This is a genomic window from Tritonibacter mobilis (assembly GCF_001681715.1).
GTDB classification, from domain to species: Bacteria; Pseudomonadota; Alphaproteobacteria; order Rhodobacterales; family Rhodobacteraceae; genus Epibacterium; species Epibacterium mobile.
Genome location: NZ_LNWY01000012.1, coordinates 268,573 through 295,006 on the forward strand (window position 1 = coordinate 268,573; position 26,434 = coordinate 295,006).

30 protein-coding genes are annotated in these 26,434 nt (G+C 60.6%); 20 read left to right on the top strand and 10 right to left on the bottom strand.

The genetic code is table 11. The features are described from left to right. Nucleotides 1-25: 25 nt before the first annotated feature. The 16 genes from UB90_RS22820 (at nucleotide 26) to UB90_RS12585 (ending at nucleotide 14,255) form a co-directional block, all read left to right on the top strand. Complete coding sequence (locus UB90_RS22820) at nucleotides 26-181, top strand: hypothetical protein (protein ID WP_157888765.1); 156 nt, start codon at nucleotides 26-28, stop codon at nucleotides 179-181. A 7-nt stretch (nucleotides 182-188) separates the two neighbouring features. Next, nucleotides 189-1,226, top strand: coding sequence for an alanine racemase (gene alr, locus UB90_RS12515; protein ID WP_065326009.1), 1,038 nt, complete (start codon nucleotides 189-191; stop codon nucleotides 1,224-1,226). Next, nucleotides 1,223-2,005, top strand: coding sequence for an MlaE family ABC transporter permease (locus UB90_RS12520; RefSeq protein ID WP_065326010.1), 783 nt, complete (start codon nucleotides 1,223-1,225; stop codon nucleotides 2,003-2,005). Before alr ends, UB90_RS12520 begins: the two co-directional genes overlap by 4 nt. Nucleotides 2,006-2,013: 8 nt before the next feature. Continuing rightward, entirely contained in the window at nucleotides 2,014-2,760 is a 747-nt protein-coding gene (locus tag UB90_RS12525) for an ABC transporter ATP-binding protein (protein ID WP_065326011.1), read from the top strand. Between the two features lie 15 nt (nucleotides 2,761-2,775). Beyond that, complete coding sequence (locus tag UB90_RS12530) at nucleotides 2,776-3,450, top strand: hypothetical protein (RefSeq protein ID WP_065326012.1); 675 nt, start codon at nucleotides 2,776-2,778, stop codon at nucleotides 3,448-3,450. Between the two features lie 38 nt (nucleotides 3,451-3,488). Further along, on the top strand, nucleotides 3,489-3,911 hold the full coding sequence (locus UB90_RS12535; RefSeq protein WP_065326107.1) for a paraquat-inducible protein A: 423 nt from the start codon (nucleotides 3,489-3,491) through the stop codon (nucleotides 3,909-3,911). A gap of 320 nt (nucleotides 3,912-4,231) precedes the next feature. After that, a complete protein-coding gene (gene radA, locus UB90_RS12540; protein WP_009176144.1) occupies nucleotides 4,232-5,596 on the top strand; it encodes a DNA repair protein RadA in 1,365 nt (454 codons plus the stop codon). 43 nt (nucleotides 5,597-5,639) lie between these two features. Further along, nucleotides 5,640-6,194, top strand: coding sequence for a CvpA family protein (locus tag UB90_RS12545; RefSeq protein ID WP_065326013.1), 555 nt, complete (start codon nucleotides 5,640-5,642; stop codon nucleotides 6,192-6,194). Between the two features lie 409 nt (nucleotides 6,195-6,603). Then, entirely contained in the window at nucleotides 6,604-7,323 is a 720-nt protein-coding gene (locus tag UB90_RS12550; protein WP_065326014.1) for a Hint domain-containing protein, read from the top strand. A 446-nt stretch (nucleotides 7,324-7,769) separates the two neighbouring features. Then, nucleotides 7,770-9,290: an amidophosphoribosyltransferase gene (purF, locus tag UB90_RS12555; protein ID WP_009177099.1), complete on the top strand. Its 1,521-nt coding sequence runs from the start codon at nucleotides 7,770-7,772 to the stop codon at nucleotides 9,288-9,290. Between the two features lie 175 nt (nucleotides 9,291-9,465). Continuing rightward, on the top strand, nucleotides 9,466-10,029 hold the full coding sequence (locus UB90_RS12560) for a DUF2199 domain-containing protein (RefSeq protein WP_081285580.1): 564 nt from the start codon (nucleotides 9,466-9,468) through the stop codon (nucleotides 10,027-10,029). 191 nt (nucleotides 10,030-10,220) lie between these two features. Then, nucleotides 10,221-10,478: a hypothetical protein gene (locus UB90_RS12565; protein WP_009176183.1), complete on the top strand. Its 258-nt coding sequence runs from the start codon at nucleotides 10,221-10,223 to the stop codon at nucleotides 10,476-10,478. Nucleotides 10,479-10,585: 107 nt separating this feature from the next. Then, the gene (locus tag UB90_RS12570; protein ID WP_009176848.1) at nucleotides 10,586-11,233 is read left to right on the top strand and encodes an SDR family NAD(P)-dependent oxidoreductase; all 648 of its coding nucleotides are present in this window, start codon (nucleotides 10,586-10,588) and stop codon (nucleotides 11,231-11,233) included. A 241-nt stretch (nucleotides 11,234-11,474) separates the two neighbouring features. Continuing rightward, nucleotides 11,475-12,257, top strand: a complete 783-nt coding sequence (gene surE, locus UB90_RS12575; protein WP_065326016.1) for a 5'/3'-nucleotidase SurE — start codon at nucleotides 11,475-11,477, stop codon at nucleotides 12,255-12,257. Continuing rightward, entirely contained in the window at nucleotides 12,254-12,901 is a 648-nt protein-coding gene (locus UB90_RS12580) for a protein-L-isoaspartate(D-aspartate) O-methyltransferase (protein WP_005665154.1), read from the top strand. Before surE ends, UB90_RS12580 begins: the two co-directional genes overlap by 4 nt. Before the next feature lie 130 nt (nucleotides 12,902-13,031). Further along, nucleotides 13,032-14,255 carry a M23 family metallopeptidase gene (locus UB90_RS12585; RefSeq protein WP_065326017.1) on the top strand — a complete coding sequence of 408 codons (1,224 nt, stop codon included), beginning with the start codon at nucleotides 13,032-13,034 and terminating at the stop codon, nucleotides 14,253-14,255. A gap of 282 nt (nucleotides 14,256-14,537) precedes the next feature. On the opposite strand, the gene UB90_RS12590 is transcribed toward UB90_RS12585, so the two are convergent. The 4 genes from UB90_RS12590 to UB90_RS12605 form a co-directional block, all read right to left on the bottom strand. Next, complete coding sequence (locus UB90_RS12590) at nucleotides 14,538-15,380, bottom strand: ATP-binding protein (RefSeq protein WP_065326108.1); 843 nt, start codon at nucleotides 15,378-15,380, stop codon at nucleotides 14,538-14,540. A gap of 222 nt (nucleotides 15,381-15,602) precedes the next feature. Next, on the bottom strand, nucleotides 15,603-16,493 hold the full coding sequence (gene tatC / locus UB90_RS12595) for a twin-arginine translocase subunit TatC (protein WP_065326018.1): 891 nt from the start codon (nucleotides 16,491-16,493) through the stop codon (nucleotides 15,603-15,605). After that, a complete protein-coding gene (gene tatB, locus UB90_RS12600; protein WP_065331977.1) occupies nucleotides 16,490-16,978 on the bottom strand; it encodes a Sec-independent protein translocase protein TatB in 489 nt (162 codons plus the stop codon). The genes tatC and tatB overlap by 4 nt, the downstream gene beginning before the upstream one ends. 7 nt (nucleotides 16,979-16,985) lie before the next feature. Then, the gene (locus UB90_RS12605) at nucleotides 16,986-17,201 is read right to left on the bottom strand and encodes a twin-arginine translocase TatA/TatE family subunit (protein WP_005673018.1); all 216 of its coding nucleotides are present in this window, start codon (nucleotides 17,199-17,201) and stop codon (nucleotides 16,986-16,988) included. 246 nt (nucleotides 17,202-17,447) lie between these two features. On the opposite strand from UB90_RS12605, the gene UB90_RS12610 reads away from it, so the two are divergent. Further along, complete coding sequence (locus UB90_RS12610; RefSeq protein ID WP_065326019.1) at nucleotides 17,448-17,771, top strand: hypothetical protein; 324 nt, start codon at nucleotides 17,448-17,450, stop codon at nucleotides 17,769-17,771. Nucleotides 17,772-17,804: 33 nt separating this feature from the next. Then, on the top strand, nucleotides 17,805-18,494 hold the full coding sequence (locus UB90_RS12615) for a helix-turn-helix transcriptional regulator (RefSeq protein ID WP_065326020.1): 690 nt from the start codon (nucleotides 17,805-17,807) through the stop codon (nucleotides 18,492-18,494). A 3-nt stretch (nucleotides 18,495-18,497) separates the two neighbouring features. On the opposite strand, the gene UB90_RS12620 is transcribed toward UB90_RS12615, so the two are convergent. The 4 genes from UB90_RS12620 to UB90_RS12635 form a co-directional block, all read right to left on the bottom strand. Beyond that, the gene (locus UB90_RS12620; RefSeq protein WP_065326021.1) at nucleotides 18,498-19,349 is read right to left on the bottom strand and encodes a GNAT family N-acetyltransferase; all 852 of its coding nucleotides are present in this window, start codon (nucleotides 19,347-19,349) and stop codon (nucleotides 18,498-18,500) included. Nucleotides 19,350-19,390: 41 nt separating this feature from the next. Then, nucleotides 19,391-20,506 (bottom strand): ABC transporter ATP-binding protein, encoded by a 1,116-nt coding sequence (locus tag UB90_RS12625; protein WP_046002028.1) that lies wholly within the window; start codon nucleotides 20,504-20,506, stop codon nucleotides 19,391-19,393. A 79-nt stretch (nucleotides 20,507-20,585) separates the two neighbouring features. Further along, nucleotides 20,586-21,704 carry a hypothetical protein gene (locus UB90_RS12630; protein ID WP_065326022.1) on the bottom strand — a complete coding sequence of 373 codons (1,119 nt, stop codon included), beginning with the start codon at nucleotides 21,702-21,704 and terminating at the stop codon, nucleotides 20,586-20,588. Nucleotides 21,705-21,708: 4 nt separating this feature from the next. Beyond that, nucleotides 21,709-22,488: an SDR family oxidoreductase gene (locus tag UB90_RS12635; RefSeq protein WP_065326023.1), complete on the bottom strand. Its 780-nt coding sequence runs from the start codon at nucleotides 22,486-22,488 to the stop codon at nucleotides 21,709-21,711. 202 nt (nucleotides 22,489-22,690) lie between these two features. On the opposite strand from UB90_RS12635, the gene UB90_RS12640 reads away from it, so the two are divergent. Further along, entirely contained in the window at nucleotides 22,691-23,707 is a 1,017-nt protein-coding gene (locus tag UB90_RS12640; RefSeq protein WP_065326024.1) for a Hint domain-containing protein, read from the top strand. Between the two features lie 74 nt (nucleotides 23,708-23,781). Here the strand turns inward: UB90_RS12640 and UB90_RS12645 are convergent, their stop codons facing one another. Both UB90_RS12645 and UB90_RS12650 read right to left on the bottom strand, forming a co-directional pair. Next, on the bottom strand, nucleotides 23,782-24,162 hold the full coding sequence (locus UB90_RS12645) for a hypothetical protein (RefSeq protein ID WP_065326025.1): 381 nt from the start codon (nucleotides 24,160-24,162) through the stop codon (nucleotides 23,782-23,784). A 4-nt stretch (nucleotides 24,163-24,166) separates the two neighbouring features. Continuing rightward, on the bottom strand, nucleotides 24,167-24,460 hold the full coding sequence (locus UB90_RS12650; RefSeq protein ID WP_009176234.1) for an ElaB/YgaM/YqjD family protein: 294 nt from the start codon (nucleotides 24,458-24,460) through the stop codon (nucleotides 24,167-24,169). Between the two features lie 335 nt (nucleotides 24,461-24,795). On the opposite strand from UB90_RS12650, the gene UB90_RS12655 reads away from it, so the two are divergent. Continuing rightward, nucleotides 24,796-26,403 (top strand): peptide chain release factor 3, encoded by a 1,608-nt coding sequence (locus tag UB90_RS12655; protein WP_065326026.1) that lies wholly within the window; start codon nucleotides 24,796-24,798, stop codon nucleotides 26,401-26,403. Nucleotides 26,404-26,434: the final 31 nt, after the last annotated feature.

Sequence of the window (26,434 nt, forward strand, 5' to 3'; positions counted from 1 at the left end):
AAAACACGTATAGGTGGAATTACGAATGTCTTTAGTGAAAACCGCGCTGGTGCAGTACGTAGAGCCAGTCCAGCGGGCGCGCGGTCGTGCCTCCTCTCGGCCCCTGAAGCAGCGCAACAGCCTGCCCAAAGCCACCCCCGATGCGGTTTCCCCCTTGACCCCGGTGACCTCCATGTCATGAACGACGCATGAGCACGGCACGTTTAAAAATCAACCTGGATGCGTTGGCGATCAACTGGCGCAATCTGGATGCCAAGACCGGCTGCGAGACCGCAGCCGTGGTCAAGGCCAATGGCTATGGTCTGGAATCTGGGCGCGTCGGCAAGGCGCTGGCTCAGGCAGGCGCCCGCAACTTCTTTGTCGCCATCGCCGAAGAGGGCATCGCGCTCCGGCGTGCGCTGGGACCGGGACCCGGGATTTCGGTCTTTTCCGGTCATATGGAGGGTGACGCAAAACTGTTGCGCGACTTCCAGCTGACACCAATGCTCAACTCGCTCGACCAGATGCTGCGCCATTTCGAGAGCTTGCCGGGACATCCCTTTGGCGTGCAGCTCGACAGCGGCATGAACCGGCTCGGGATGGAGGCGGCCGAATGGATGGCGGTGCGCGACATTGCGCTGGATCAGAACCCGGTCCTCTTGATGTCGCATCTGGCCTGTGCCGATGAACCAGGCCACGGCATGAACCCCTATCAGCTCAAGAACTTCATCGAGATGACCGAGGGGCTGAACCTGCCCCGTTCGCTCGCCGCCACCGGCGGTCTGCTTCTGGGCCGCGACTATCACTTTGATCTCTGCCGTCCGGGCATCGGTCTATATGGCGGTGCGCCCTACAGCGACGCGCTGCCGGTGGTCGAGCTGGAGGTCCCGGTGATCCAGACCCGCGACCTCGCGCCGGGCGAAAGCGTGGGCTACGGCAACACCTGGATCGCACAGCGCGACACCCGCATTGCCACCATTGCCGCAGGCTACGCAGACGGTCTGCACCGCGCCTTTCAGCGCCAAGGCATCATGGCCTATGCAGGCTCCACCCCTTGCCCCGTGGTGGGGCGGATCTCAATGGATCTGATCACTGTGGACATCACCGATCTGGACGATGTGCCCCCCTATCTGAGCCTGATGAACGAGGCGCAGACGGTGGATGTTCTGGCCAATGCCGCCGACACCATCGGCTATGAGGTTCTGACCTCGCTCGGCAATCGCTATGCGAGGACCTATAGCGCATGAACCCCATGTCCGCCCTTGGGATGATCGGCCGCACGTCGCTGGGCCGCCTCGCTGCCCTCGGGCGGATCACGCGCTTTGCCGCTTCGACCTTTAGCCACATGCTGCGCCCGCCGTTCTATCCACGCGAGTTTGCCAATGCGCTGCTGCAGGTCGGCTGGCTCAGCCTGCCTGTCGTTGCCCTGACCGCGATTTTCACCGGCGGCGCGCTGGCGCTGCAGATCTACGCTGGCGGGGCGCGGTTCAATGCCGAGGCCGTGGTGCCGCAGATCGTCGCCATCGGCATGGTCCGCGAACTTGGCCCGGTACTGGTGGGGCTGATGATCGCGGCGCGGGTGACCTCTTCGATTGCTGCCGAAATCGCCACCATGAAAGTCACCGAGCAAATCGACGCGCTGGTGACGCTCTCCACCAACCCGATGAAATACCTCGTCGCGCCGCGTGTGCTGGCGGCCCTGATCACCGTGCCGGTGCTGGTGGGCGTTGGTGACATCATCGGCATCATGGGCGGCTATGTGGTTGCTACCGAGACCCTGGATTTCAACGCCGCCGCCTATCTGAAAAACACCGTCGACTTCCTTGAGCTGCGCGATATCGTCTCAAGCTTGGTCAAGGGTGCAGCCTTTGGCACCATTGCTGCCCTCATGGGCTGCTACTACGGCATGCAGTCGGGCCGCGGCGCGCAGGGCGTGGGCCGCGCCACCAAAGGCTCGGTCGAAGCCGCCGCCGTGCTGATCCTCGCCGCCAACTTTGTGCTGACCGGGGTGTTCTTCTCACTATGACCCATCCGATGATTGAAATGCGTCAGGTCGCCAAGGCCTTTGGCTCCAACGAAGTGCTGCGCGGTGTCGATCTGGAGGTCGCTAAGGGCTCCTCTCTGGTCATCATCGGCGGCTCCGGCACCGGCAAATCTGTGGCACTGAAATGTGTGCTTGGCCTCATTGAACCCGACACGGGAGAGATCCGCGTGGACGGCAAACCCGTGGGCCAAGGTGATCGCGATGCCTTCCTTGCTCGCTTTGGCATGTTGTTTCAGGGTGCGGCACTGTTTGACTCGCTGCCCGTCTGGCAGAATGTGGCCTTTCGCCTCTTGCGTGGCAGCCTTGCTCGCCCCCGTGATGAGGCCCGCGAGATCGCCATCGAGAAACTCCGCCGTGTGGGCCTGAAGGCCGATGTCGCCGACCGCCTGCCCGCAGAGCTGTCGGGCGGTATGCAGAAACGCGTGGGCCTCGCCCGCGCCATTGCCGCCGACCCGGAGATCATCTTTTTCGACGAGCCCACCACCGGGCTGGATCCGATCATGTCCGGCGTCATCAACGACCTCATCCGCGAGATCGTGGTGGAGATGGGCGCCACCGCCATGACCATCACCCACGACATGACCTCGGTGCGTGCCATTGCCGACAATGTTGCCATGCTGCACGGCGGCAAGATCCGCTGGACGGGTCCCGTGGCCGAGATGGATCAGTCGAGCGACCCTTACGTGGAACAGTTCATCTCCGGCAGCGCGGAGGGACCGATCGAGGCAGTGCGGTAGCATAGGCAATAATATATGGAACACTTCGAACTATTATTGAAACACATTCGGGAATTCGAAGACGCGCGAAGCGAGGAGATGGAGGTCAGCGGGGACAATGGGTGGGACATCAATTACTATCCTGCCTTTCTCACAGCTGATGTACGTTTCAGAAAAGCCGCAACCCTATTAAACCTTGACTATCCCGATGCTCTTCCTGAGGGCAACGAAAGAGAGCAGATGGCTGAGGTCAATACTCGTTTCATTTCCAAGGTCGTGGAGTGGAAAACTAGGCTTCTCGCTCAGCAGATAGAAGCACGAGTTGCTTTAGAGTACGAGGACATTACTCAAGAGCTATCGGAAGCAATTGTTTTTGATACAGAGCACAAAACCGGCATTCATCAAGTTATTTCTGACCTGCGAAGTGTTGTATATGCAAGCGATTGGTTAGGAGACGAACGAAAGCAACGTGTTCTTCGCGCTGTGAACTCAGTTCAGGCGGAAGTGGACAAAGAGCTTAGTAACTTCCACCTCCTTCTAGGAAAGATCGTCGATCTAGGTGATGCTCTTGGTACGGCCGGAAAGAAAGCAAAACCGGCATTTGATCGCATTGAACAGCTTTCCAGCATTATACGCGGGCAGCGGAAGCAAACAACCGCCATCGAGAAGGACCCGGATCCGCTTCAAATTGAAGATCAACGAGAGGGATAAGCTTGCCCCTCCTCCGCCTCGCCAACCTCTCCCTGCTGATGCTCTACCCCGTCGCGTGGTTTGCACCTCTGTTGCGGGCGGGCTTTCTGCCGATCTTCGGCCTGTCGGAAATCTCCGTCCTCACCGGACTTCAGAGCCTCTGGGACAGTGACATCGTGCTGGCGTTGGTGGTCACCGCATTTGCGCTCTTCGCACCCTACCTCAAGACTATCGGCCTCGCCTTGGTGCAGTTCCGCCTGCTGGATGCGCGCAGCCTGCCTGTGCTGAATATCCTCGGCAAGCTTGCGATGGCCGATGTCTTCTTGATTGCGCTTTATATCACGTTGGCAAAAGGCATCAGCTACGCCACGATCGAGGTGGCCTGGGGGATGTATCTCTTCACCGCCTGCATCCTTGCCTCCATCATTCTGTCGATTCTGACGGACCGCCAGATCAAACGTGAGTCGGCGGCGGGTCAATGACGGCCCAGCGGGCCGCCGCGCCCCGCGCGGTCGCAGATCATTGAGGCGCAGGCGACTCGCATTCAGGCTGGACAAGGCGCGTTCAGGGCAGACCTGCCCCTGAACCGCTTCTCAGCAGCCCCTTCGCGCCGCGCCAGCGGCGCGCGGCTCAACAGGAGGAGATCATCTGTGATGATCGTGCGACTGGCGGGAGCCCCACCTATATGCGGGGAAAAAGGGGCGCTGCCCCCGGCCCTGATGGGCCTCCCCCGGGATATTTGTGGTTAGAAGACGGTAAAGCCGCACTTGAACAAACCGGAAACATCTGCCACTGATCGCCCATGGCAAAGACAACATTCTCCTGCTCCGCCTGCGGAGCCTCCTTCTCCAAATGGTCAGGCCGCTGCGAAGGTTGCGGCGAATGGAACACCATTTCCGAGGACAAGGGCCTCACTTCCGCCGGTCCGGCCAAGAAATCACTGGGGGCCATGCGCGGCAAGCGGCTGGTGCTGAGCGATCTGGCGACGCAAGAAACACCACCGCCGCGCACATTATGTGGGGTCGCCGAACTCGACCGTGTGCTTGGTGGCGGTTTGGTGGAGGCTTCGGCGATCCTTGTGGGGGGCGATCCCGGTATCGGCAAATCGACGCTCTTGTTGCAGGCAGCGGCGCAGTTTGCCCACGCGGGGCTGAAGACGGTTTATGTCTCCGGCGAGGAAGCCTCTGCCCAGGTGCGGATGCGCGCGCAACGGCTGGGGCTGGAGCAGGCGCCGGTCAAGCTCGCGGCAGAAACCAATCTGCGCGATATCCTGACCACGCTTGAGGCGGAAAAGCCGCAGCTAGCCATCATCGATTCCATCCAGACCATGTGGGCGGACAATGTCGACAGCGCACCGGGGTCGGTGAGCCAGGTGCGCGCCGCCGCGCATGAGCTGACCACATTCGCCAAGACCAACGGCATCAGCATCATCATGGTGGGCCATGTCACCAAGGAAGGCCAGATCGCGGGCCCCCGCGTGGTGGAGCATATGGTCGACACGGTGCTCTATTTCGAGGGTGAGCGTGGCCATCAGTTCCGCATCCTGCGCGCAGTCAAGAACCGCTTTGGTCCCGCCGACGAGATCGGCGTGTTTGAGATGACCGGAGGTGGCCTTGCACAGGTGGTAAACCCCTCGGCACTGTTCCTGTCCGAACGCGGTCAGCCCTCGCCCGGATCGGTGGTCTTTGCCGGTATCGAAGGCACCCGACCGGTTTTGGTGGAGATGCAGGCGCTTGTGGCACCCTCGCCCCATTCGCAACCGCGCCGCGCAGTCGTCGGCTGGGACAGCTCGCGCCTTGCGATGATCCTTGCCGTTCTAGAAGCGCGCTGCGGCATCCCCTTTGCCGGTCTTGATGTCTATCTCAACGTCGCAGGCGGTATGAAAATCTCCGAACCCGCAGCCGATCTGGCGGTCGCCGCCGCGCTCCTGAGTGCCCGAGAAGACACAGCTCTTCCGGCGGATACGGCAATATTTGGCGAAATATCCCTCTCAGGGGCGCTCAGACCGGCCCCTCAGACCGAAAACCGGTTGAAAGAAGCGCAAAAACTTGGTTTCACGGCAGCGATCGCTCCGAGCGGTGGCAAAACTGTATCTGTCCCCGGCCTGACCCTGCGCCCGGCCGCCGACCTCACAGGATTTGTTGGCGAATATTTCGGAGCAGGCTAAAAGGCCACTCAATAGAGATTTCGCGGGCAAACAGGCGAGGGACATGGAAGGTTTCACCATTATCGACGGCGCAGTAGCGCTGGTTATCGTTGTATCGGCGCTTCTTGCCTATGCACGCGGCTTTGTCCGCGAAGTCATGGCTATCATCGGCTGGGTTGCCGCTGGTGTGCTGGCCTATATGTTCGCGCCGCAGGCCGAACCTCTGATGGCAGAGATTCCGGTGGTGGGCGACTTTATCGCCGACAGTTGCGAATTGTCGCTGATCGCCGCGTTCTTTGCGGTCTTTGCCATTGCGCTGATCGTTGTCTCCTTCTTCACGCCTCTCATGGCGGGGTTGGTACAGCGCTCTGCACTTGGCGGGCTCGATCAGGGGGCTGGGTTTTTCTTTGGCGTGCTGCGCGGCATCCTGCTCGTGGTGATTGGCTTCTTTGTCTATAATGTCATCATGACCGGGCAGAGCTTCACTATGGTGGATGAGAGCCGCTCGGCCGCAGTGTTCAACCAAGTGATCGGCAAGGTCGAAGAGCAAAACCCCGAGCAAGCGCTTGGCTGGGTGACTCAAAAGTACGAAGACCTGATCTCTTCCTGCGAAGGCTGAGAGACGTCACATTGACATTTCGAAGGGGCGTCCATCTTGGGCGCCCTTTTTACATCCCCAAACAAGAATAAACCAAACCCGTGTTTCGCTAAGATCTGTTCACAGAGTTATCCTCAGCCTCCGCAAAGTGGTTAACGCGAAACCAGCAATAATTAACCATCTATTAACAAAGAAGAATCGATTCTAAACATCTGCCCAATGCAGGCGAAATCCGTCTCCAGGTGTTAACAAGTCCTTAATTACCCTCAGATCCGGCGTTAACCTTTGGGTTGTATCGTGTTTTTCCGGTCCCAAATGCGCTCTGGTACCGAAACTGTCCCAAGCCTGCCCCATTCTTGTCCCAATTCAGGGGCCAATTGAGATCAACGAAGGCAAAAAGCCTCGGCGCTCTCAGAAGGGACATTTGGACATGCTGTTGGATCACACCACCGCGTTTACAGACTATCAGCCGGTTGACCTGCTTCTGGACCTGCGTTCGGATGACGCAGAGGGTCTTAGCGCGTCCCGCCTGCGCCCCCAGCAGGGCGGTGTTTTGCCCGGCACCCTCATCGAGACAGAGTTTGGTTTCAAACAGGCCCGTACCCTGCGCCCCGGTGACATGGTTCAGACCTTCGACGGCGGCCTGCGTGAAGTGGTCAACATCCGTCACTCCGTTCCGCGCCTCACCGCCATGGTGCATGTACCTGCGGGTGCTTTGGGCAACGACGCCGCACTTGATCTTCCTTCCGATGCCATTGTCGCAATCGAAGGCGATCTGGCGCTGGAACTTTTCGACCTTCCAGTCGTGACCGCAAAGCTCGTCGCACTGATTGGCCATAACGGGATCAGCACCGCCCTGCCCCAACGTATCGCCCGCATCCACATCGATTGCGCCGAAGAAGAATTGCTCTGGAGCGAAGGCGGTCTGGTCCTGAACGCAGGCGCATCTGACGATGATGGGTTCTACAGTGTCCTGAGCCTCTCTGAGACCCGGATGATTGTCGAAGCTGGTCGCGAATCCTCCATCGAGCAGAACACGGCCGCCGAGATTGACGAAGACGCAGTAGATGCGCGTTTCTTTGGCCTCGACGCAATGCCTGCACCGGCCTTTGATCCCATCGATCTGCTGTTTGGCCGCTACGCAGCCTGAAACCTAAACCTATCCAGATCGCTCTGCGCTGACATCTGACGACGATCCAGCGCCGCGCAATTCAGCCTGTGCGGGAAATCCCGCTCCGATCCGGCCCGACATTGTGATCCTTTGATGACATTGCCTGTCAGACAGCCTATGTGAGGGCCGTCACTGTTAGACAGGATTCGGAGCCAAAGCCCCTGTGTTGATCCAGTACTCAGCCGACCTGCGCAGTCGCTCTCGCGCTGCAGGTTCTGCCCCTCTGGCACCCCGCAGCCGCAGTGTGGCCCGCGCCATCGCAGCGCTGCACCGCAAAGGCTCCGCCTACCCGTTCACGAGAAATCCCCTATATCTTGGCCCAACATATGCTGTTGCGGCCTCCGTTCCCGGCGCTCGCGCCGCGACACCTCACGTCTCGGCCTTCGGGCTGTAAGCCACTCGAACGATTATATTGGAGCCTCGCCATGTGCGGTATCTTGGGCATCGCAAGCAGAAACCACCAAGTGTTTGCGGAACTCTATGACGGGCTGCTGATGCTGCAGCATCGCGGTCAGGATGCGTCAGGCATCGTCACCTACGGCGACGGGTTCTTTCGCGAACGCAAAGCCAATGGCCTTGTGAAGGATGTCTTCGGCGCAAAAGATGCCGACACCCTGCAGGGCTGCATCGGCATGGGCCATGTGCGCTACCCAACTGCCGGGTCGCTTTCGGCCGCCGAGGCGCAGCCGTTCTTTGTGAACGCGCCCTATGGCATCTATCTTGTTCACAATGGCAACATCACCAACACCGAAGAGCAGCGCGCCAAGGTCACCGGCAAATACAGCCGCCACCTGCGTACCACCTCGGATTCCGAAATCATGCTCAACGTGCTGGCGGATAAAGTTGCCGATGCCATCAAGGTCAATGGCAACGCCGATCCCATCCGCAACATCTTTGCCGGTGTGAAAATGACGATGGAGCGCGTGCAGGGGGCCTATTCGGTCATCTGCCTGATTGCCGGTGTCGGCATGCTGGCCTTCCGCGACCCGCACGGCATCCGTCCGCTGTCGGTGGCCAAACGCGACGCCGAAGGAAACGGTGACGATTATGCCTTTGCCTCAGAGGATGTGGCCTTTGGCATCAACGGGTTTGAAAAGCTGCGCGACCTGAAACCCGGCGAGGCCATCTTGATTGATCTCGACGGCAACAAACATGAGTTTCAGGCGGTCGAGGGCAAGCTGACGCCCTGCATCTTTGAATATGTCTACCTCGCACGTCCCGACAGCCTGCTCGACGGGATTTCGGTCTACAAGACCCAGATCCGCATGGGCCAGACCCTAGCAAAGCAGATCGAGGCCTCCGGGCTGGACATCGATGCCATCATCCCGGTCCCGGACAGCGCACGCCCCGTGGCATTGGAAGTCGCCAATATCACCGGCATCCGCTACCGCGAGGCATTGGTCAAAAACCGCTATGTGGGCCGCACCTTTATTATGCCCGGTCAGGAAGAGCGGCAAAAATCCGTACGCCGCAAGCTGAACGCGATCCCACGCGAAATGCAGGACCGCAATATCCTGCTGATCGATGACTCGATCGTGCGCGGCAACACCATCAAGAAGATCGTGCAGATGTGTCGCGAAGCGGGCGCCAAGAAAGTCTATATCGCCTCCGCGTCGCCACCGGTGAAATACCCCAATGTCTACGGCATCGACATGCCCACCAAACATGAGTTGATCGCAAATGGCCGCTCCATCGAGGAGATTCGCGAGGAACTGGGCGCGGATGAGCTGTTCTATCAAAACCTGGAAGACCTGATCTGGGCTGCGCAGGGTGGCAATCCGGATATCGACACCTTTGACTGTTCTTGCTTTGACGGCAAATATGTCACCGGCTCCGTGAGCGAGGATTACCTCAACACGTTGGAAAGCAGCAGCCGCGTCAGCAAGAAAATCAAAGACATGCCCGACGCTGGCACCTCTTGGAACGGTGCAACACTGGCGACCTGAGGTCAAAACGCAGGCTCCGTCGCGGCACCTGCGGAGGTGCGCTTTGCCCGAGGGTGCTTTGGCACAGCGATTGCATGTCCGCGCCAACAGGCGTATGGGGCCTCATCAATCCCGATGGCGCTGATCCCGACAGATCAGCGCCATTCTCTATTTGACTTTCGAAAGGGGCGCTTTCTTGGACGCGCATCTCGCCCGCATGCTGAGTTCTTCTCGTCAGTGCCGCTGTTGTGGCGCGACGTTTGCTCAGCTTCTCAGCCTCTCCTGCGACCGCCCCGACATCGTGCCGGGCGATCTGGAGGTGCAGGACAACACAGCCGTGTTTGCGACCAATGGCGATGTGCTGACCGAGGATTTCTGCCGTTTTGGCAGCCTGCGCTTCTTGCGTGCGGTATTGGCGATCCCGCTGGCAGATTCGCGTGGCGAGGAGTTCATTCTTGGCACATGGGCCGGTGTCAACGAGGAGGTCTTTATAGAGTATCTCGACCTCTTTGAATTGCGCGAAACCGAAAGCATGGGCTCGCGCCCCGCATGGCTCTCAAACCAGATCCCGCCAGACAGCAGTGGCCCGCTTGCTTGCATGTTACACATGCGTCCCGATGGCCAATATCCGGAACTTCAGGTGTCTGAGGTCAATCATGACCTTGCCCGCATGCAAGAACTTGGCCTTGATCTCGAAGAACTGCTGATCTTTCTACATGCCTATGGGCATGATCTCGCCTCGCTGGTCTACGACGCCTGACCTTCCGGCAGCAGTTCGCGCATTTGCCCACGCCATGTCGGCTGCCCCCCGCTTAGTCGGGCACACCCCGCTTTTGCTTTGTGTTCGTCGCTGATAGCAGCGGCTCAGAACCATTTGATCACCACTCACAGCAGACACATCGCGCGCTTGGGATTGCAATTTCCGCACCCAAGCGCGTCGCCGGACCCCGAATGGCTAACTCACAAACCGCCACCGCCGAAGCGCTCGCCACCTCAAAGGGCGCGCTTCCAAACCGCAACCTCTCACTTATCGGCCTCTTTGGATCGGAAAACAACATGCAGGCACTGGTGCGTTATGCCTCCGGACGTATCGAGACCGTAAAAACCGGTGAACGCCTCAGCCTTGGCCGCATTGTCGCAATCGACCAAAACGGTCTATTGATCGAGCGGCGCGGCGAAGTGGGCCGCCTGCCGATCCTCACCAACTGAAGGCCGCCATGCGATATCTGCCGCACAAAGGCGCATCTCGTCGCAGGGCGACATGAGGATCATCACGGGGCTTGACCCCGGAGCGGCCTCACAGCATGTAAGCGGCCATGACCGATAAACTCGCCCTCATCACCGGGGCCTCGCGGGGCCTTGGCGCCGCCTTGGCCGAAGCGCTTGCGCCCACGCATCACATCATCGCCGTCGCCCGGACAACGGGCGCGCTGGAAGAGCTCGACGACCGGATCAAAGCCGCTGGCGGCTCGGCGACACTTGCCCCGATGGACATCACCGTCCCCGAGGCAATGGCGACCCTGTGCCGTAGTGTTTTTGATCGCTGGGGCAAACTCGACCTGTGGCTCCACTGCGCAATCCACGCAGCACCGCTCAGCCCTGCACACCACGTGGCCCCAAAGGACTGGCAAAAGTCCCTCACCATCAACGCGACAGCCACCTCGGTGCTGATCCCCTATGTGGCCCCCTTGCTGGGCCAGACAGGCAAGGCGATCTTCTTTGACGACCCCCGCGCGGGCGAAAAATTCTTCGGCGCCTATGGTGCGACCAAAGCGGCGCAAATCTCCCTTGCCCGCAGCTGGCAGCAGGAAACGGCCCGCACTGGCCCAAAGGTCAAACTGCTGACACCACCCGCCATGCCCACGGCTCTGCGCGCCCGCTTCTTCCCGGGCGAAGACCGCGAGACCCTGACGTCGCCAGCGCAGGCCGCAGCCGCACTGCTGCCCGACATTCTGGCAGACTGAGACCCGCCCTCTTCTAACAAAAAATATCCCGGGGTCCGGGGCAGCGCCCCGGCTCTGCCCCAGAGCCTTGGTCATTCCGGGCGATTTGGCCACACCAGCACCGCCGCACAGTTGAAAATGCGGGCAAAAACCTTGCCCTGTGACGCCCTGCCGCCTATTCAAGGGCGCAGTCTCTGCCCCCATCTATTGGGTTCGCGCAGACAAAAACGTGAATAATCCGCAGATATGCTAAGGGGTCACAATGCGCATTCTGGTCACCAATGACGACGGCATCAGCGCACCGGGACTGGCCGTTCTGGAACAGATCGCCGCTGAACTCGCAGGCCCGGATGGCGAGGTCTGGACCGTTGCCCCCGCCTTTGAACAATCCGGCGTTGGTCACTGCATCAGCTACACCCACCCCTCGATCCTGTCCGAACTCGGGCCGCGTCGCTTTGCCGCCGAGGGCTCGCCTGCCGATTGCGTGCTGGCTGCACTGCATGTGGTGATGAAAGACAATTTGCCGGATCTGATCCTATCAGGCGTAAACCGGGGCAATAACTCCGCCGAAAACGCGCTTTATTCCGGCACATTGGGTGGCGCGATGGAGGGTGCTCTTCAGGGCGTGCCCGCAATGGCGCTCTCGCAGTATTTCGGCAGTGGCAACCGCAATCTGGACACCCCGTTTGAAGCGGCGCGCCAGCACGGGGCCGCTGTGGTGCGCAAACTGCTCGCCGCTCAACCCCAGAGCACAGATGCCTACCGGCTGTTTTACAACATCAATTTCCCCCCTGTCGCAGCAGCGGATGTCAAAGGGATCAAGGTCACCACTCAGGGCTGCCGCGAAGGCAAACGGTTCTCCGCAGAAGAGCAATTCTCCCCGAATGGCAAGCGTTTCATCTGGGTGAAAGGCGGCGATCAGCAAATCTCGACCGCGCCGGGAACCGATGCGGCGGCCAATCTGGAGGGGTTCATCTCTGTCACCCCGATGCGCGCCGACCTCACTGCCCATGACACGCTGGAGGCCTTGAAGGCAATCGAATGAGCGGCCCCGACGCGCAAACCAAGATGCAGTTTCTCTTTGCTCTGCGCTCGCGCGGGGTCACCGAAGGGCCAGTACTCGAGGCCATGGAAGCCGTCGACCGTGGCCTGTTCCTGCGCGGCATTTTCTCGGAACGCGCCTATGAGGACGTGCCGCTGCCGATTGCCTGCGGCCAGACCATTTCCCAGCCCTCGGTTGTAGGCTTGATGACCCAAGCGCTGCAGGTCAATGCGCGTGACACCGTGCTCGAAGTGGGCACTGGTTCTGGCTATCAGGCTGCAGTGCTCGCCAAACTCGCACGTCGCGTCTACACGGTGGATCGCCACGGGCGGCTGGTGCGCGAGGCCCGGCAGGTGTTTCAGAAAATGGGCCTGTCAAATATCACCTCAATGGTCGGCGATGGCAGCTTTGGGATGCCCGATCAGGCTCCGTTTGATCGAATCATTGTGACCGCCGCCGCCGAAGACCCCCCCGGACCGCTGCTTGCTCAATTGAAGGTAGGCGGTATCATGGTGGTGCCGGTGGGGCAGTCCGATGCCGTTCAGACGCTGATCCGCGTCCGAAAGACGGAAAATGGGCTGGAATATGACGAATTGCGCCCGGTGCGCTTTGTTCCGTTGCTGGAAGGGCTTGGAAAAGACACCTGAGCTGTCCTATTCCGTGGTCAGCCCCGTTGTGCGGTGGCGCCACGCTCGGTTCAGGCCCGGGCCAGATACTTCGCCGCTGCCGTCAAAGTCTCCGCCATAACGGGGACGCCATTCGAGGAGAGCAAGAGATATGACCCGCCCCAGCAAGGTCTTCCGCCCGATCCCCCTGCGCCCCGCAGCACTGTTGCCGCTGGTTTTGGTGGCCGCAGCCTGTACTGAACCATTGGATTATGACCTGCGCGGTCAACTCGGCGCGTTCAACACCTCCAAAGCGGCCCAGACCGCCACCGAGAACCGCCCTGCGCCAGACAGCCGTGGCCTGATCACCTACCCCTCATATCAGGTGGCCGTCGCGCGCAATGGCGACACCGTCGCCGATCTGGCAGGCCGGATCGGACTTCCTGCGGTCGAGGTTGCGCGCTTTAACGGCGTGGAAACCACAGACCCGCTGCGTAAAGGCGAGGTGCTGGTACTGCCACGCCGCGCGCCAGAAACTTCGGCACGTGGCGGCAACGCGGCCCCCGGCGGCGTCGATATCGCCTCTCTGGCTGGCAGCGCCATCGACAGCGCCCCGTCCACATCGCCCAACCCCGGATCTGTCACCACGACGACGCTGCAGAACACTCCTGCAAAACCCGCACCGGCTCGTGTGCAGGATGGGCCGGAGCCCGTGCGCCACAAGGTCACCCGCGGCGAGACAGCCTATACCATTGCCCGCCTCTATCAAATCCCGGTGAAATCACTGGCGGAATGGAACGGGCTTGGCAGCGATTTTGCCATCCGCGAAGGTCAATATCTGCTGATCCCGCTCAAAGATCCCAAGGCACCGCCGCCGAAGGTCGAGACGCAAGAAACCGTGACCGCGCCCGGTCAGGGCAGCTCAACACCCACACCCCCAAGCGCCACGCAGCCGTTGCCGGATGAAAAAGTCAAACCCGCAGCACAAGCCCGCGCAGAACCCGCCCCAACGGTAAAAGTCGAGGAACCAACCCGCGCCTCACAGGCGGCAATGGCCTATCCGGTCACCGGCAAGATCATTCGCGCCTATTCCAAGGGTAAGAATGATGGCATCGACATTTCAGCGGCACCGGGCAGCGCTGTAAAGGCCGCCGCCGCAGGCACAGTTGCGGCCATCACCGCGGACTCCAACAAAGTGCCGATCATCGTGATCCGTCACGACCGCAATCTGTTGTCTGTCTATGCCAATGTGGATGGCATCAAGATCAAGAAGGGCGACCGCGTGAACCGCGGCCAGACCATCGCAAATCTGCGCAGCAGCGCTGAAGAGGCCTATGTTCACTTCGAGGTGCGCGACGGCTTCGAAAGCGTCGATCCCCTGCCTTATCTGCAGTAACACATCCCAACACGGCATACATGGCGAAATGCGCCCGCGCCGGACCGTCAGGTCCGGCGCTCGGCCCAACGGGAGTGGGGCGCTCTGCGCCCCAGCGACGGGCGGGAGCCTCCCCCCTTTCTGGCCTATTCCATCAGCCTGAAATTCTCTCGGGTAACTCTGCTATGCTTGCCTTGATCAAGGCAGCACTCCCGCCCGTTTTCACCGCCGCAAAGCGACGATCAAAACCGTTGGGCCCGGCGCCGCGTCCCTGACGGGCCGCGGCGGATACCCGCACCAGTGTCAGCGCAGCGCCACACCCTTACGCCCTGCCAGATCGGTGAAGAACTGCCACGCCACGCGGCCCGACCGCGCACCGCGCGTTGCCTGCCACTCCACCGCCTCGGCCCGCAGTGTCTCGGCGTCGACTTCGATGCCATAAGCCGCGCAATAGCCCTCAATCATCGCGAGATAAGCGTCCTGATTGCAGGGATGGAATCCAAGCCAAAGACCAAAACGATCCGAGAGCGAGACTTTTTCCTCCACCGCCTCGGAGGGGTTGATCGCCGAGGAGCGCTCATTTTCGATCATGTCACGGGGCATCAGGTGGCGGCGGTTGGAGGTGGCGTAGAACACCACATTCTCAGGCCGACCCTCGATGCCGCCGTCCAGCACCGCTTTGAGGCTCTTGTAGTGCTGGTCGTCATGGCTGAACGACAGATCATCGCAAAACAGGATGAACCGGTATGGCGCGCCGCGCAGATGGTTCAACAGGCGCGCCACCGAAGGCAGATCCTCGCGTTGCAGTTCCACCAGCTTCAGATCGGGATGCGTGTCTGTCAGCGCGCCGTGGATGGCCTTCACCAGCGAAGATTTCCCCATGCCGCGTGCGCCCCACAACAGCGCATTATTGGCCGCGTGACCTGCTGCAAAACGGCGGGTGTTTTCCAACAGCGTGTCGCGCGAGCGATCAATCCCCACCAAGAGATCCAACTCCACGCGGTTGATCTCAGGCACCGGTTCCAAACGATCCGGGCCAACATGCCAGACGAACCCAGAAGCCGCCGCAAAATCCGGTGTCGCCAGCGGGGCGGGCGCCATGCGCTCCAGCGCGTCTGCAATGCGGCTAAGTGTGTTGTCGTCCATGCCTTCCTCCACGTCTGAGTGCGGCCATGACAAAGCACGATTGCCCCCGCGCAACAAGAGCGCACAAACCTGCCCGCAATATTCGCGCGAAAGACATGCATTCACGCGCAGCCACATGCACGCGCCATCCTGCAACGACAGGGTCGAATATGGAACCGAACATGATAAAAAGGCGCGCCTCAAAAAGCGCGCCTCCTTCATTCATAAGAGCTGTTTTCGTGCCTACTCGCCGTCCAGTTCATCATCGTAGAACCCTTCGGCACGCAGTTGTTCTTCGCGCTTTTTCTCGACACGGGCGACGAGGAAGATCGACACCTCGTAAAGCCCGTAAACCACCGTGAAGAGGATGATCTGGGTGATAACATCCGGCGGTGTGACCAGCGCGGCCAGCACCAGAATGGCCACCACGGCATATTTGCGCATACCGCCCAGCCCTTCGGCACTCACCAGACCGGCCTTACCCATCAGCGTCAAAAGCACAGGCAGCTGGAAGCACAGGCCAAAGGCCATGATGAATTTGAGCGTGATATCAAGGCTCTCGTTCACCTTGCCAAAGAAGGTGATCTTCACCCCCTCAGCAGTTTCCGGCACCACTGCCACATCCACGGGCACATCGCTTCCGGTGGCCTGCGACAACAGGCCCGCAAAAATCGAACTCACGTCCGCAAAGCCCAGAAAGAACTGCATCGCCAGCGGGGTCACCACAAATTGCGCAAAACTCGCGCCCAGCAGGAACATAAAGGGCGAGGCAATCAGGAACGGCAAAAACGCGCCCTTTTCGCTCTTGTAGAGCCCCGGTGCCACGAACCGCCACAGCTGGAACCCGATCACCGGGAAGGACAGCGCAAAGCCGAACACCATGGAGATCCGGAACAGCGTGAACAGATATTCCTGCGGTGAGGTATATTGCAGCGTCGGGGAGGGATCGCCCAATTCGCGCAGGGTCTGCTCGATCGGGGATACAAGGAACTGCAAGATCGGCTCGGCCACCATAAAGGCCAGCACGATACCAACAGCAAAGGCAAGCACCGCCCGGATGAGGCGGCTGCGCAGTTCCGCCAGATGCTCGATCAGCGGCGCTGTGGAATCGTCTAGATCGTCTGTTTGGCTCATGCCTTAGTCTCACTGTCAGAAGACGGCGCGCCGCTTGATGTTGCTGCCAGTGCCGCCTCGGCCTCTTCTGCCTTGGCCATGGCCTCGGCGGCCTCCTTGGCCTTGCGCTCTGCTGCAGCACGCGCGGTGGCGGCCTGTATCTTCTTGGCGCTTTCGGCCCGGTCGGCGGCCAGCTTGCCGGTCTCGCTGTCGGGGTCGAATTTCGTGGGATCGATGGAATCTGTCAGATCGCGTGTCGCCTGTTTGACGCTGTCCATCGCCGATCCCATCGGATTCGTCGCTGTTTTAAAACTCTTCTGGATGTCACTGACGCCCGCCTCATCCGCCGCGTCTTCCATCGCACGGCTGAATTCACGGGCCATGCCGCGTGCCTTGCCCACAAACCGGCCCACAATGCGGAACAACATGGGCAGATCCTTGGGCCCGACCACGATCAGGGCAACAACGCCAATGACCAGAAGCTCTGTCCAGCCAAGATCGAACATCTAGGAGTTACGCCTTGTCTTTGTCAGCTTCGGGAGTGACGTCGCGCGCTTGATCGGCGGCGTCGTCTTCCAGCTCTTTGCTGCCCTCGCTGATGCCTTTTTTGAAGGAGGTGATGCCTTTGCCCACTTCGCCCATCAGCGAAGAGATCTTGCCGCGGCCAAAGAGAACCAGAACCACGACGGCGATGAGGAGAATGCCGGGAAGGCCGATGTTGTTGAGCATGGGTGTTGCCTTTCGTTATGCGGGGCGCGGGATCGGGCTACAGCCCAAAGCGCCAAAATAGGTTGTCCTGTCCTGAGTGATAGGCGCTGCACGCGCCGGAGCAAAGCGCAGGCTGGCAGATCGGAGCGCCCATTGCCCTCACATATACGGTTTTTTCAATCCGCCATCACTCAACTGACAGGTTTGTGTCAGTTGCCCTGCCTTAGGACAGGATCATCGAAACCGTCAAGACAAGGATGACGACAGATGACCAAGACCGTGGTGGAAGTGGTAACCTTCAAACTGAACCCGGGCGTCAGCGACGCGGACTATGTGGCTGCCACCCAAAAGACCGAGAGCTTCATCGGCAATATGCGCGGCTTTATTGACCGGCGCCTGTCCAAAGGCGAGGATGGCACATGGATGGACTATGTGATCTGGGCCGATCTGGCGGCGGCGCAGGAAGCCAGCGCCAAGTTCCCGCAGGCCGACTGCACCGCCGACATCATGCGCATGATCGACCAGAGCAGCCTCGTGATGCGGCATGAGACACAGATGTGGACGATGGCCCCTGCCCCTGCGATGGGTTGACCTTGAGGTGCGGCGCAGGTGAAAGATCTCTCCATGCGCCGCACCGACCGCCTTTTTGAAATTATCCAGATCCTGCGCGATGGGAAATTGCACCGGGCGCAGGATATTGCCGCACGGCTGGAGGTCTCCACCCGCACCATCTATCGCGATATGGACACGCTGGTGGCCTCGGGCGTGCCGGTCGAAGGCGAGCGCGGTGTCGGCTATATGGTGCGCGAGGCGATCACCCTGCCGCCGCTGACCCTGACCCCGTCAGAGTTAGAAGCGCTTAACCTCGGCATGGCGATCGTGGCCGAAGCCGCCGATCCGGAGCTGAAGGCCGCAGCAGAGAGCCTCGCCGCAAAGGTCGACGCAGTGCTGCCCGTCGAGACGGTGACAGAGGCGGACGCCTGGAAATTCGCGGTCTACCCCTTTGCCGATGCGGCGCGGGGGTTTACGTGGATGCCGACCCTGCGGGCGGCGATCAAGGCCCGCCAGAAACTCGCCCTGCGCTATCGCCGCATCGACGAGACCCTCACCGAACGGGTGATCCGCCCTTTGCATATGGAATATTGGGGCCGGGTCTGGACCCTGACCGCATGGTGCGAGACGCGGGGGGATTTCCGGGTGTTCCGCGTCGATCTCATTGAAGGCGCCGAGGCGCTGCCGGAACTCTTCGTGGATGAGCCCGGCAAACGCTTGCAGGATTATCAAGCCTGCGAAGAGGCGCGGTATCGCACTTAGGAGTTAACCCAACTCAAAACTGGTCACGCCATAAATCAGATCCTGCGCCACTTCGGGCTTGCGCCCCCGATACATGCGCGCGGTTTCAAATACGGGTTGAAGGCCCAAATCCTGCGCCAGATCAACCGCCACCGTGTTGGGTTCCGGCACATCGAGAAAAATCTCCTGATCTGCGGGCCAATCGCGCAGCAACCCGGCCAGAACCGCAAGCGCCGCCGCGCGAGAGGTCGCAACAAGGGGCGCAATCTTTGCCCCCGTCTGACAACGCCGGAGCGTGCCAAAAGCGCATATGCCACCCTCGTCATATGCCGCAATGCTCACATGCCCCGGCGCGCACAACCACTGCTGCCAAAAGTCCGGGCGCGCAGCTGGAAAAACCCGCGCATCAAGCGCTGCGACATCACCAGTCAGCCCCTCCAGCCACGTCAGCGTATAAGCGTCCGACACTTTGAGCGCGGCCTTGGGCACGCCGCCAAAGCGAATATTGCGCCACGCCAGATCAAAGCCCGAGCGGCGGTAGTTGCCCTGCTGGTCCACCACCCCATCCAGACCAACAGTGCGTTGCCCGGCGTGTTCCAGCGCCCGTTGCCACAGGGCATAGCCATAGCCCTGCCCCCGATGGGCGGAATCTACGATGTAGAATCCAAGAAAAGCAAAAGCCTCACCATAGGTGACAACGGAGATGCAGGCGATCATTTCTCCGGCCAGAAAGCCGCCCCAAAAGCCGCTTGGATCTTGCGCGGCAAAGCATGCAGCGTCCTGCGGTCCGGGGTTCCAGCCCTCTTGCGCGGCCCATGCCACGGCGGTGTCGATTTCGCCGCGAGTGAGCGGTCGGATTTCATAGCTCTGCTGCATGGTGGCCTCCGGTTTCCTGATCCCACCATGACGATCAATAATCACCGTGGAAAGACGAAACACCGATCACGCGGAACTGTCAGCCACATCGCACGGCCCTCGGCGGGCAGGAACACATTGGGCACCGTCGCTTTCAGGATAGAGCCGTCAAAGTCCATGCGGAACTCCACAAGGCTCTCATTGCCCAAGAAACGCGCGCGCTGCACGATGCCACGCGCTGGCACCCCATCCCGCGCGGTCGCTTCGGGACCACGGCCATTTCGGTCAAAGTCGATGCGCAGATGCTGCGGGCGGAACACAATCTCCACATCGGTGCCATCCGGCACCCCCGGCGCAAGAAACTGACCAAACGGCGTTTCGGCCAGCGCGCCATTGACCTGCGCGGGAAGCGTGTTGACGTCAGAGAAAAACGCCACCGCCGCCTTATCCACGGGGCGGGTATAGACGTTGTAGGGCGCGCCCTGCTGCACGATGCGCCCGTCCCGCATCAGGGCAATCTCATCCGCCATCCGCATGGCTTCTTCGGGCTCATGCGTGACCAGCAACACGGCTGTGTCTTCTTCTTTCAGAACGCTCAGCGTCTCATCACGGATGCCATCACGCAGACGGTTATCAAGCCCGGAGAATGGCTCGTCCATCAGCATGATCTTGGGGCGCGGGGCCAACGCACGCGCCAGCGCCACCCGCTGCTGCTCCCCACCAGAGAGCTGATGCGGGTAGTCATCAATATACTGCGCCAGCGACACCCGATCCAACAGCTCATGCGCGCGGGCCCGTTTCTGGTCTTTGGGCCCTTTCAGACCGAAGGCGACATTGTCGCCAACGCTCAGATGCGGAAACAGAGCAAAGTCTTGAAACATCAGGCCAATTTCGCGCCGTTCTGGGGGCACCCGAAACAGCGTGTCGCAGATCAGCTTGCCATCGACATAGATCTCGCCCTCATCCTGCATCTCCACGCCCGCAATCATGCGCAGGGTGGTGGACTTCCCGCATCCCGAGGGGCCGAGCAGACAGGTCACCTGCCCCGGCAACACCGTGAGCGAGACATCATCCACCACCGCACGGCCCTCAAAGAAACGGCGGATGTTGCGGATTTCCAGCCGGGGCGTCACCTCGTGCCCTTCCGCCTGCACGGAGGGCAGTGCGGATTTGGTCATCTGCTCTGGCATGGTCTGGCCCTTTATGTCTGGATTGCTGGCAATCGGAGATTGCGCGCTGATATCAAGCTGCCCTGCCTCAGGCAAGGAACTCCACTTCACCACTCGCGCGGGGCTGGCCGTTGACCATCAACGTGACGCGATGCGCCCCCGGCATCAGCGTAAAGGTCGAAGCCTGCGCTTTGAGCGCATGAGATTTTTGCAGCGCAAGACCATCGCCGCCCAGCGCACCGGTTTTCCACTTGAACACTTTGGTCGACGTCTTGCCGCCCGCACGCTGAAAGGTCAGCGCATAATCAACCAGCACCCGCGCGCCGTTTGCGCCTTTTAGCGTACAGCCCAGCATGAGCTTTTCACCGATACGCACGCGCGCAGGCAGATCCAGTTGCGCGGTCAGCTCAAGATCGGGATCATAGCCCAACAGCCGCAGCGCCCGTGGATCCCCCGCCTTTACCAGCCCGCGCAACGCGTGGGAGGTGATCCAGTCCAGTTCTTTGGGTGCTTGTTTCCCCTGCCCTTGCCAATCGGTCAGCCGGTCAATGACGATCTGCGGATCTTTCTTGGCAATATCATTCAAATGGTTCGCCACAGACCGCGTGACAAAACGGGTCGGATCCCCATGCAGCCGGTCCAAAATCGGCAATGGCGCGGTCAGCGGCAGGTTCACCGCCAGCCCCCACGGCAGGCGCGGCCGGGTGCCCTCGCTGGCCAGACGACGCACATGATAATGCCCATGCGCTGCCCAGTCCGCCATGCGCGCCAGCACCTGATCCGGCCAGCGTTTCAACAGGGGCCGGATGGCAAACTCCATGGAGAACCGCTGCGTCAGGACCTCCAGCACATCCAGTGCAAGCGGCAGGTCATCGTCATCCTGCGTGAGGGCCGTCACCCACTCACCAAGGGGTGCAAAAATGAAATCGCCAAAATCATCGTCCCTCAGGCTCGGGTCCAGCGGCGGCGGCAGAGCGGCGATGATCACCGGTGCCACTTTCTCCAAGGGTCCCGGCACATGCAGCGACAATTGCTCGGCAATCCAGTTGATGCGTTCCTTGAGTTCCAGATCAAGCAACCGCGCCATCACATCCGTCTCAAAGGCTTTTGCATCGAAACTCGGGGACGCCGCAGCAAAAAGCCCCGCCAGATAGCGGGTCTTTCCGATATTAAATAGCTGATCCTTCAGCGAGAATGCCTCTGCCATCGGGTCAGATCGTCATATTGGTGGCACCACCGTCCAGCAGGATATTCTGCCCGACGATGAAACCTGCATGCTGTGAACACAAGAACGCGCAGGTCGCACCAAACTCCTGCCGCGTCCCATAGCGCCCGGTTGGGATCGTAGCGGCGCGCTGATCGCGGGCCTCATCCATGCTGATGCCCTGCGCCTTCGCCACCCCGGTATCCAGCGAGATCGCCCGGTCGGTGGCATGAATGCCCGGCAGCAGATTGTTGATGGTCACGCCCTTGCCGGCCACCTGCCGCGAGGTGCCCGCCACATAGCCCGTCAGCCCCGCGCGCGCGGAATTGGAAAGCCCCAGCGCCGCAATTGGCGCTTTTACCGACTGCGAGGTGATATTGACCACCCGGCCCCAGCCTGCGTCCATCATCTGCGGCAGCAGCGCTTTCATCAGCGCAATCGGGGTGAGCATATTGGCGTCAATCGCCTTGATGAAATCTTCGCGGTCCCAATCGCTCCAGACACCCGGAGGCGGCCCACCTGCGTTGGTGACAAGGATGTCGACACCTTTGGCGCGTTCGATCAACTCTGCACGCGCGCCCTCATCGGTCACATCACACGCAAGCGTATCCACACGCACCCCGAACCGGTCGCAAATGTCCTGAGCCGATGCTTCCAGCGCCTCGGTGCCGCGCGCATTCATCAACAGATCCACACCCGCCTGCGCCAATGCTTCTGCACAGCCCAGACCTAACCCTTTGCTCGATGCACATACCAATGCGCGCTTTCCGCGAATGCCCAGATCCATGAAACTCTCCCTGCTGCTGCGTGTTCCGGCGTGACCCTGCCAGCGCAGTGACGGGTTTTCCAGATGACAAACCGGGCACGGGCCAGAAATTTTCCCCTGAGTGCCCGTTTCTCGCCCAAGTGTGAACCTAGTCTTTACTACGCGGGGTGCAAAGTTGTTCCGCAATCGAGGCATTCCCGACGCCTCCTTAGACCGAAAGACAGTGATCGACGTGACAGACGACACCTTCTCCCTCTACGCCCTCCCGGCCTATCCGGCAGAACAGTTCTGCGTGGATATCGGCGCCAATTCGGGCGATCCGGTTGGGCTGTTGGATGAGTTGGTAATGGATGACATCTATGAGCTGAGCAGCCCTGCAAGGCTGCAGCGGCTGGCATTCACCGTCTCCGCCGAGGGCGCAATTTCCCTGCACTCCGACAGCGAAATGGGCCAGCCTGAGGCTGCGCTCTATCTGGATTGCGCCATCACCCTGATGCCAGATCTTGGCAGCGCGATCGAAGCCTTGATCGCGGTTGAGGTCGACAAGGCCGGAGTAATCACCGCAGTATATTTGATCCCGCAGGCGCCACTGTCCGCTGGAACAGGCTATCGCTTGGTCCGCGCGGATCGTGCCCGCGTCTGGGAACGGCTTGCACAGCTCAGCTGTGTTGCGTTCTCACGCGGAACGCACATCACCATGGGCACCGGTGAGCAGCGCGCGATTGAAACCCTGCAACCCGGTGACCGGGTTCTGACCCGCAACAGCGGTGCACGCACAATCACTTGGGTTGGGCAGACCACCGTGCGCGCCGTCGGCGAGATGGCCCCGATCCTGATCCGGGAGGGTGCGCTTAACAACGCTCGTGACCTGCTGGTCAGCCCAGATCACCGGTTGATGATCTATCAGCGCTCGGATGTATTGGGCACCGGGCGGCACGAATTGATGATCCGCGCGCGGGATCTGGTCAATGGCGACAGTGTCGTGGTGCAGGACGGCGGCTTTATCGATTACTACCAGATCCTGTTTGACCATCACCACATTATCTACGCTGAGGGAATCGCAGCTGAATCGATGCTGGTGGATGCGGTCACGCGCCCAGCCCTGCCAGAGGATATTCGGCGTAAGGTTGCAACACCGCGCCGCCACGGCACACGCGGGGATCACGGGCTGGAAATTCGCCGCCCGCTACTACAGCGCCCCGATGCTGTTGAATTGCTGAAGCGCGCATCCCTGCGCTAAGGATCGCGCCAACGCCATCAGCCCACCAGCACCCATACGTGCCCGGCTCCAAGCACGACAACAGCGCGGCCCCGTCAGCTGCCGCGCTGTTGCATACGGGCAAAGCCCGCGCCCTCGTTTACACCATTCATAAAGGCCTCAGCCACGCTCGGTGCTGTTGCTGCATGACCGTTGGGATGCGCCACATGAGGTGAGCCGACTCGCGGCTCTGAACCATAGTCTTCGCGATCCTCACCGACCGCACCTTTGGCCAGCAGGAAGACCCCCGACAGGCCAAACCAGATACAGCCAAGAATAAGCGATGCCATCGCGTGCGACTGCCCGGCCTGCAAAAGCGCCGCATAAAGCGCCGTCGTCGCAAACCCCGCACCAATGGCTGCACTCACCGCACAAAGTGCCGCGTAGCGCGCCCGGCGCACACCACGCCGGGCCTTGGATTTAATGAGGCTCAGCATCGCGTTAGCGACGATTGCTCAGATAACCCAGCGCAAAGCCAAGCCCGGCTGCAATTGCCGTTGCCGCAAGCGGTTGCGCGCGCACCGCATCCTCAGCTTGGCGAGTCATCTGGGCAGCTCCATCCGCGACCGCTTGGCCTTGCTCACGCGCAGTATCGCGCGCCGCATCACGGGCTTTGCCCGCGCGATCCTTGGCCAGATCGGAAACGGATTTGGTAAGCGCGGAAATGTCAGAACGCAGGACTTCCATCTGCGTTGCAATATCTTCGGTGGACGGTGCGGTTTGATCCTTCGGCATGGGAATGTCCTTTCCGGTTTTGTTTCGCGTTCGGACAGACAACGTGAGACCACGCAAATTGTTCCGCAAATTTCCCAAAAATCGCGCCCCCCTCCTGGCCCGCCGCTATCGCCACGGTCCAGACCACAACGCCTCACATAATGCTGGGGAAGGCTCAGAGCACCGATCCGGTGCTCTGAGCCTCGCCGGGCCGAATGGCCCGGCGCCCGGCCCAACCGGACGCGGGGTGCCCCGAAGGGGCGCAACGATGGATGGGCGGGAGGTCTCCCGCGCTCCTCGAGCGATGAAACCGCTTTTCCTTGCCTCATCCCCGCTTTCTGGCTAAGGCCAGCCTCATGTTGGACACCGCTCATAACCGCCCCGATCTGCCGCCGGAAATCGCGCGGCGCCGCACCTTTGCGATCATCTCGCACCCGGATGCGGGCAAGACCACTCTGACCGAGAAATTCCTCCTCTATGGTGGCGCCATCCAGATGGCCGGACAGGTGCGCGCCAAGGGCGAAGCCCGGCGCACGCGCTCTGACTTCATGCAGATGGAAAAAGACCGTGGCATTTCTGTTTCGGCCTCCGCGATGTCCTTTGACTACGGCAATTTCCGCTACAATCTCGTCGACACCCCCGGCCACTCGGATTTTTCCGAGGACACCTACCGCACGCTGACGGCGGTGGATGCAGCCGTCATGGTGATCGACGGTGCCAAGGGCGTCGAGAGCCAGACCCAGAAGCTCTTTGAGGTTTGCCGCCTGCGCGATCTGCCGATCCTGACCTTCTGTAACAAGATGGACCGCGAAAGCCGCGACACCTTTGAAATCATTGATGAGATTCAGGAAAACCTCGCCATCGATGTGACGCCCGCCAGCTGGCCCATCGGTGTGGGGCGCGATTTCATCGGCTGTTACGACCTCTTGCGTGACCGGCTGGAGCTAATGGACCGCGCCGACCGCAACAAGGTTGCCGAGAGCATCTCGATCCAAGGCCTCGATGATCCCAAACTGGCCGAACATGTGCCCGAGCATCTCTTGGAAAAGCTGCTCGAAGAGGTCGAAATGGCGCGCGAACTGCTGCCCAAACTCGACCCGCAGGCCGTACTTGAGGGGCATATGACCCCGATCTGGTTCGGCTCTGCGATCAATTCCTTTGGCGTGCGTGAGCTGATGGACGGCATTGGCCAATATGGCCCGGTGCCACAGATCCAATCCGCCGAACCCCGCCAAATCGCCCCTGAAGAGAAAAAAGTCGCAGGCTTTGTCTTCAAGGTGCAGGCCAATATGGACCCCAAGCACCGGGACCGCGTGGCCTTTGTGCGACTGGCCTCCGGCCACTTCAAACGCGGCATGAAGCTGACGCATGTGCGTAGTAAGAAACCCATGGCGATCTCCAACCCGGTGTTGTTCCTCGCCTCTGACCGCGAGCTTGCCGAAGAGGCCTGGGGTGGTGACATCATCGGCATCCCCAACCACGGCCAGTTGCGCATCGGCGACACGTTGACCGAGGGCGAGGCCTTGCGCGTCACAGGTATTCCGTCCTTTGCGCCGGAACTTTTGCAAGGGGTGCGCGCGGGCGATCCGATGAAAGCCAAGCATCTGGAAAAAGCGCTGATGCAATTCGCCGAAGAAGGCGCTGCCAAAGTGTTCAAACCCTCGATTGGCTCGGGCTTTATCGTCGGCGTCGTCGGCCAGTTGCAGTTCGAAGTGCTCGCCAGCCGGATCGAGATGGAATACGGCCTGCCGGTGCGATTTGAGGCCTCGCAGTTTACCTCGGCGCGCTGGGTGCATGGCGATAAGGCGGCGGTGGACAAATTCACCAACGCCAACAAACAGCATATCGCCCATGATAACGATGGCGACGTGGTCTATCTGACGCGCCTGCAATGGGACATCGACCGGGTGGAACGGGATTATCCTGACTTGAAACTCTCCTCCACCAAGGAAATGATGGTCTGAAACGCGGGCACCCCTTACCGGGTGCCCGTTT

Coding starts and splice junctions, on each gene's coding strand:
- UB90_RS12655 (WP_065326026.1), top strand. CDS start 24,796: ATGTTGGACACCGCTCATAACCGCCCCGATCTGCCGCCGGAAATCGCG.
- UB90_RS12645 (WP_065326025.1), bottom strand. CDS start 24,162: ATGCTGAGCCTCATTAAATCCAAGGCCCGGCGTGGTGTGCGCCGGGCG.
- purF (WP_009177099.1), top strand. CDS start 7,770: ATGTGCGGTATCTTGGGCATCGCAAGCAGAAACCACCAAGTGTTTGCG.
- UB90_RS12620 (WP_065326021.1), bottom strand. CDS start 19,349: ATGCAGCAGAGCTATGAAATCCGACCGCTCACTCGCGGCGAAATCGAC.
- UB90_RS12625 (WP_046002028.1), bottom strand. CDS start 20,506: ATGACCAAATCCGCACTGCCCTCCGTGCAGGCGGAAGGGCACGAGGTG.
- radA (WP_009176144.1), top strand. CDS start 4,232: ATGGCAAAGACAACATTCTCCTGCTCCGCCTGCGGAGCCTCCTTCTCC.
- UB90_RS12580 (WP_005665154.1), top strand. CDS start 12,254: ATGAGCGGCCCCGACGCGCAAACCAAGATGCAGTTTCTCTTTGCTCTG.
- UB90_RS12570 (WP_009176848.1), top strand. CDS start 10,586: ATGACCGATAAACTCGCCCTCATCACCGGGGCCTCGCGGGGCCTTGGC.
- UB90_RS12550 (WP_065326014.1), top strand. CDS start 6,604: ATGCTGTTGGATCACACCACCGCGTTTACAGACTATCAGCCGGTTGAC.
- UB90_RS12635 (WP_065326023.1), bottom strand. CDS start 22,488: ATGGATCTGGGCATTCGCGGAAAGCGCGCATTGGTATGTGCATCGAGC.
- UB90_RS12545 (WP_065326013.1), top strand. CDS start 5,640: ATGGAAGGTTTCACCATTATCGACGGCGCAGTAGCGCTGGTTATCGTT.
- UB90_RS22820 (WP_157888765.1), top strand. CDS start 26: ATGTCTTTAGTGAAAACCGCGCTGGTGCAGTACGTAGAGCCAGTCCAG.
- alr (WP_065326009.1), top strand. CDS start 189: ATGAGCACGGCACGTTTAAAAATCAACCTGGATGCGTTGGCGATCAAC.
- UB90_RS12590 (WP_065326108.1), bottom strand. CDS start 15,380: ATGGACGACAACACACTTAGCCGCATTGCAGACGCGCTGGAGCGCATG.
- UB90_RS12585 (WP_065326017.1), top strand. CDS start 13,032: ATGACCCGCCCCAGCAAGGTCTTCCGCCCGATCCCCCTGCGCCCCGCA.
- UB90_RS12530 (WP_065326012.1), top strand. CDS start 2,776: ATGGAACACTTCGAACTATTATTGAAACACATTCGGGAATTCGAAGAC.
- UB90_RS12605 (WP_005673018.1), bottom strand. CDS start 17,201: ATGCTCAACAACATCGGCCTTCCCGGCATTCTCCTCATCGCCGTCGTG.
- UB90_RS12615 (WP_065326020.1), top strand. CDS start 17,805: ATGCGCCGCACCGACCGCCTTTTTGAAATTATCCAGATCCTGCGCGAT.
- UB90_RS12535 (WP_065326107.1), top strand. CDS start 3,489: ATGCTCTACCCCGTCGCGTGGTTTGCACCTCTGTTGCGGGCGGGCTTT.
- UB90_RS12630 (WP_065326022.1), bottom strand. CDS start 21,704: ATGGCAGAGGCATTCTCGCTGAAGGATCAGCTATTTAATATCGGAAAG.
- UB90_RS12565 (WP_009176183.1), top strand. CDS start 10,221: ATGGCTAACTCACAAACCGCCACCGCCGAAGCGCTCGCCACCTCAAAG.
- UB90_RS12520 (WP_065326010.1), top strand. CDS start 1,223: ATGAACCCCATGTCCGCCCTTGGGATGATCGGCCGCACGTCGCTGGGC.
- UB90_RS12610 (WP_065326019.1), top strand. CDS start 17,448: ATGACCAAGACCGTGGTGGAAGTGGTAACCTTCAAACTGAACCCGGGC.
- UB90_RS12650 (WP_009176234.1), bottom strand. CDS start 24,460: ATGCCGAAGGATCAAACCGCACCGTCCACCGAAGATATTGCAACGCAG.
- tatB (WP_065331977.1), bottom strand. CDS start 16,978: ATGTTCGATCTTGGCTGGACAGAGCTTCTGGTCATTGGCGTTGTTGCC.
- tatC (WP_065326018.1), bottom strand. CDS start 16,493: ATGAGCCAAACAGACGATCTAGACGATTCCACAGCGCCGCTGATCGAG.
- surE (WP_065326016.1), top strand. CDS start 11,475: ATGCGCATTCTGGTCACCAATGACGACGGCATCAGCGCACCGGGACTG.
- UB90_RS12525 (WP_065326011.1), top strand. CDS start 2,014: ATGATTGAAATGCGTCAGGTCGCCAAGGCCTTTGGCTCCAACGAAGTG.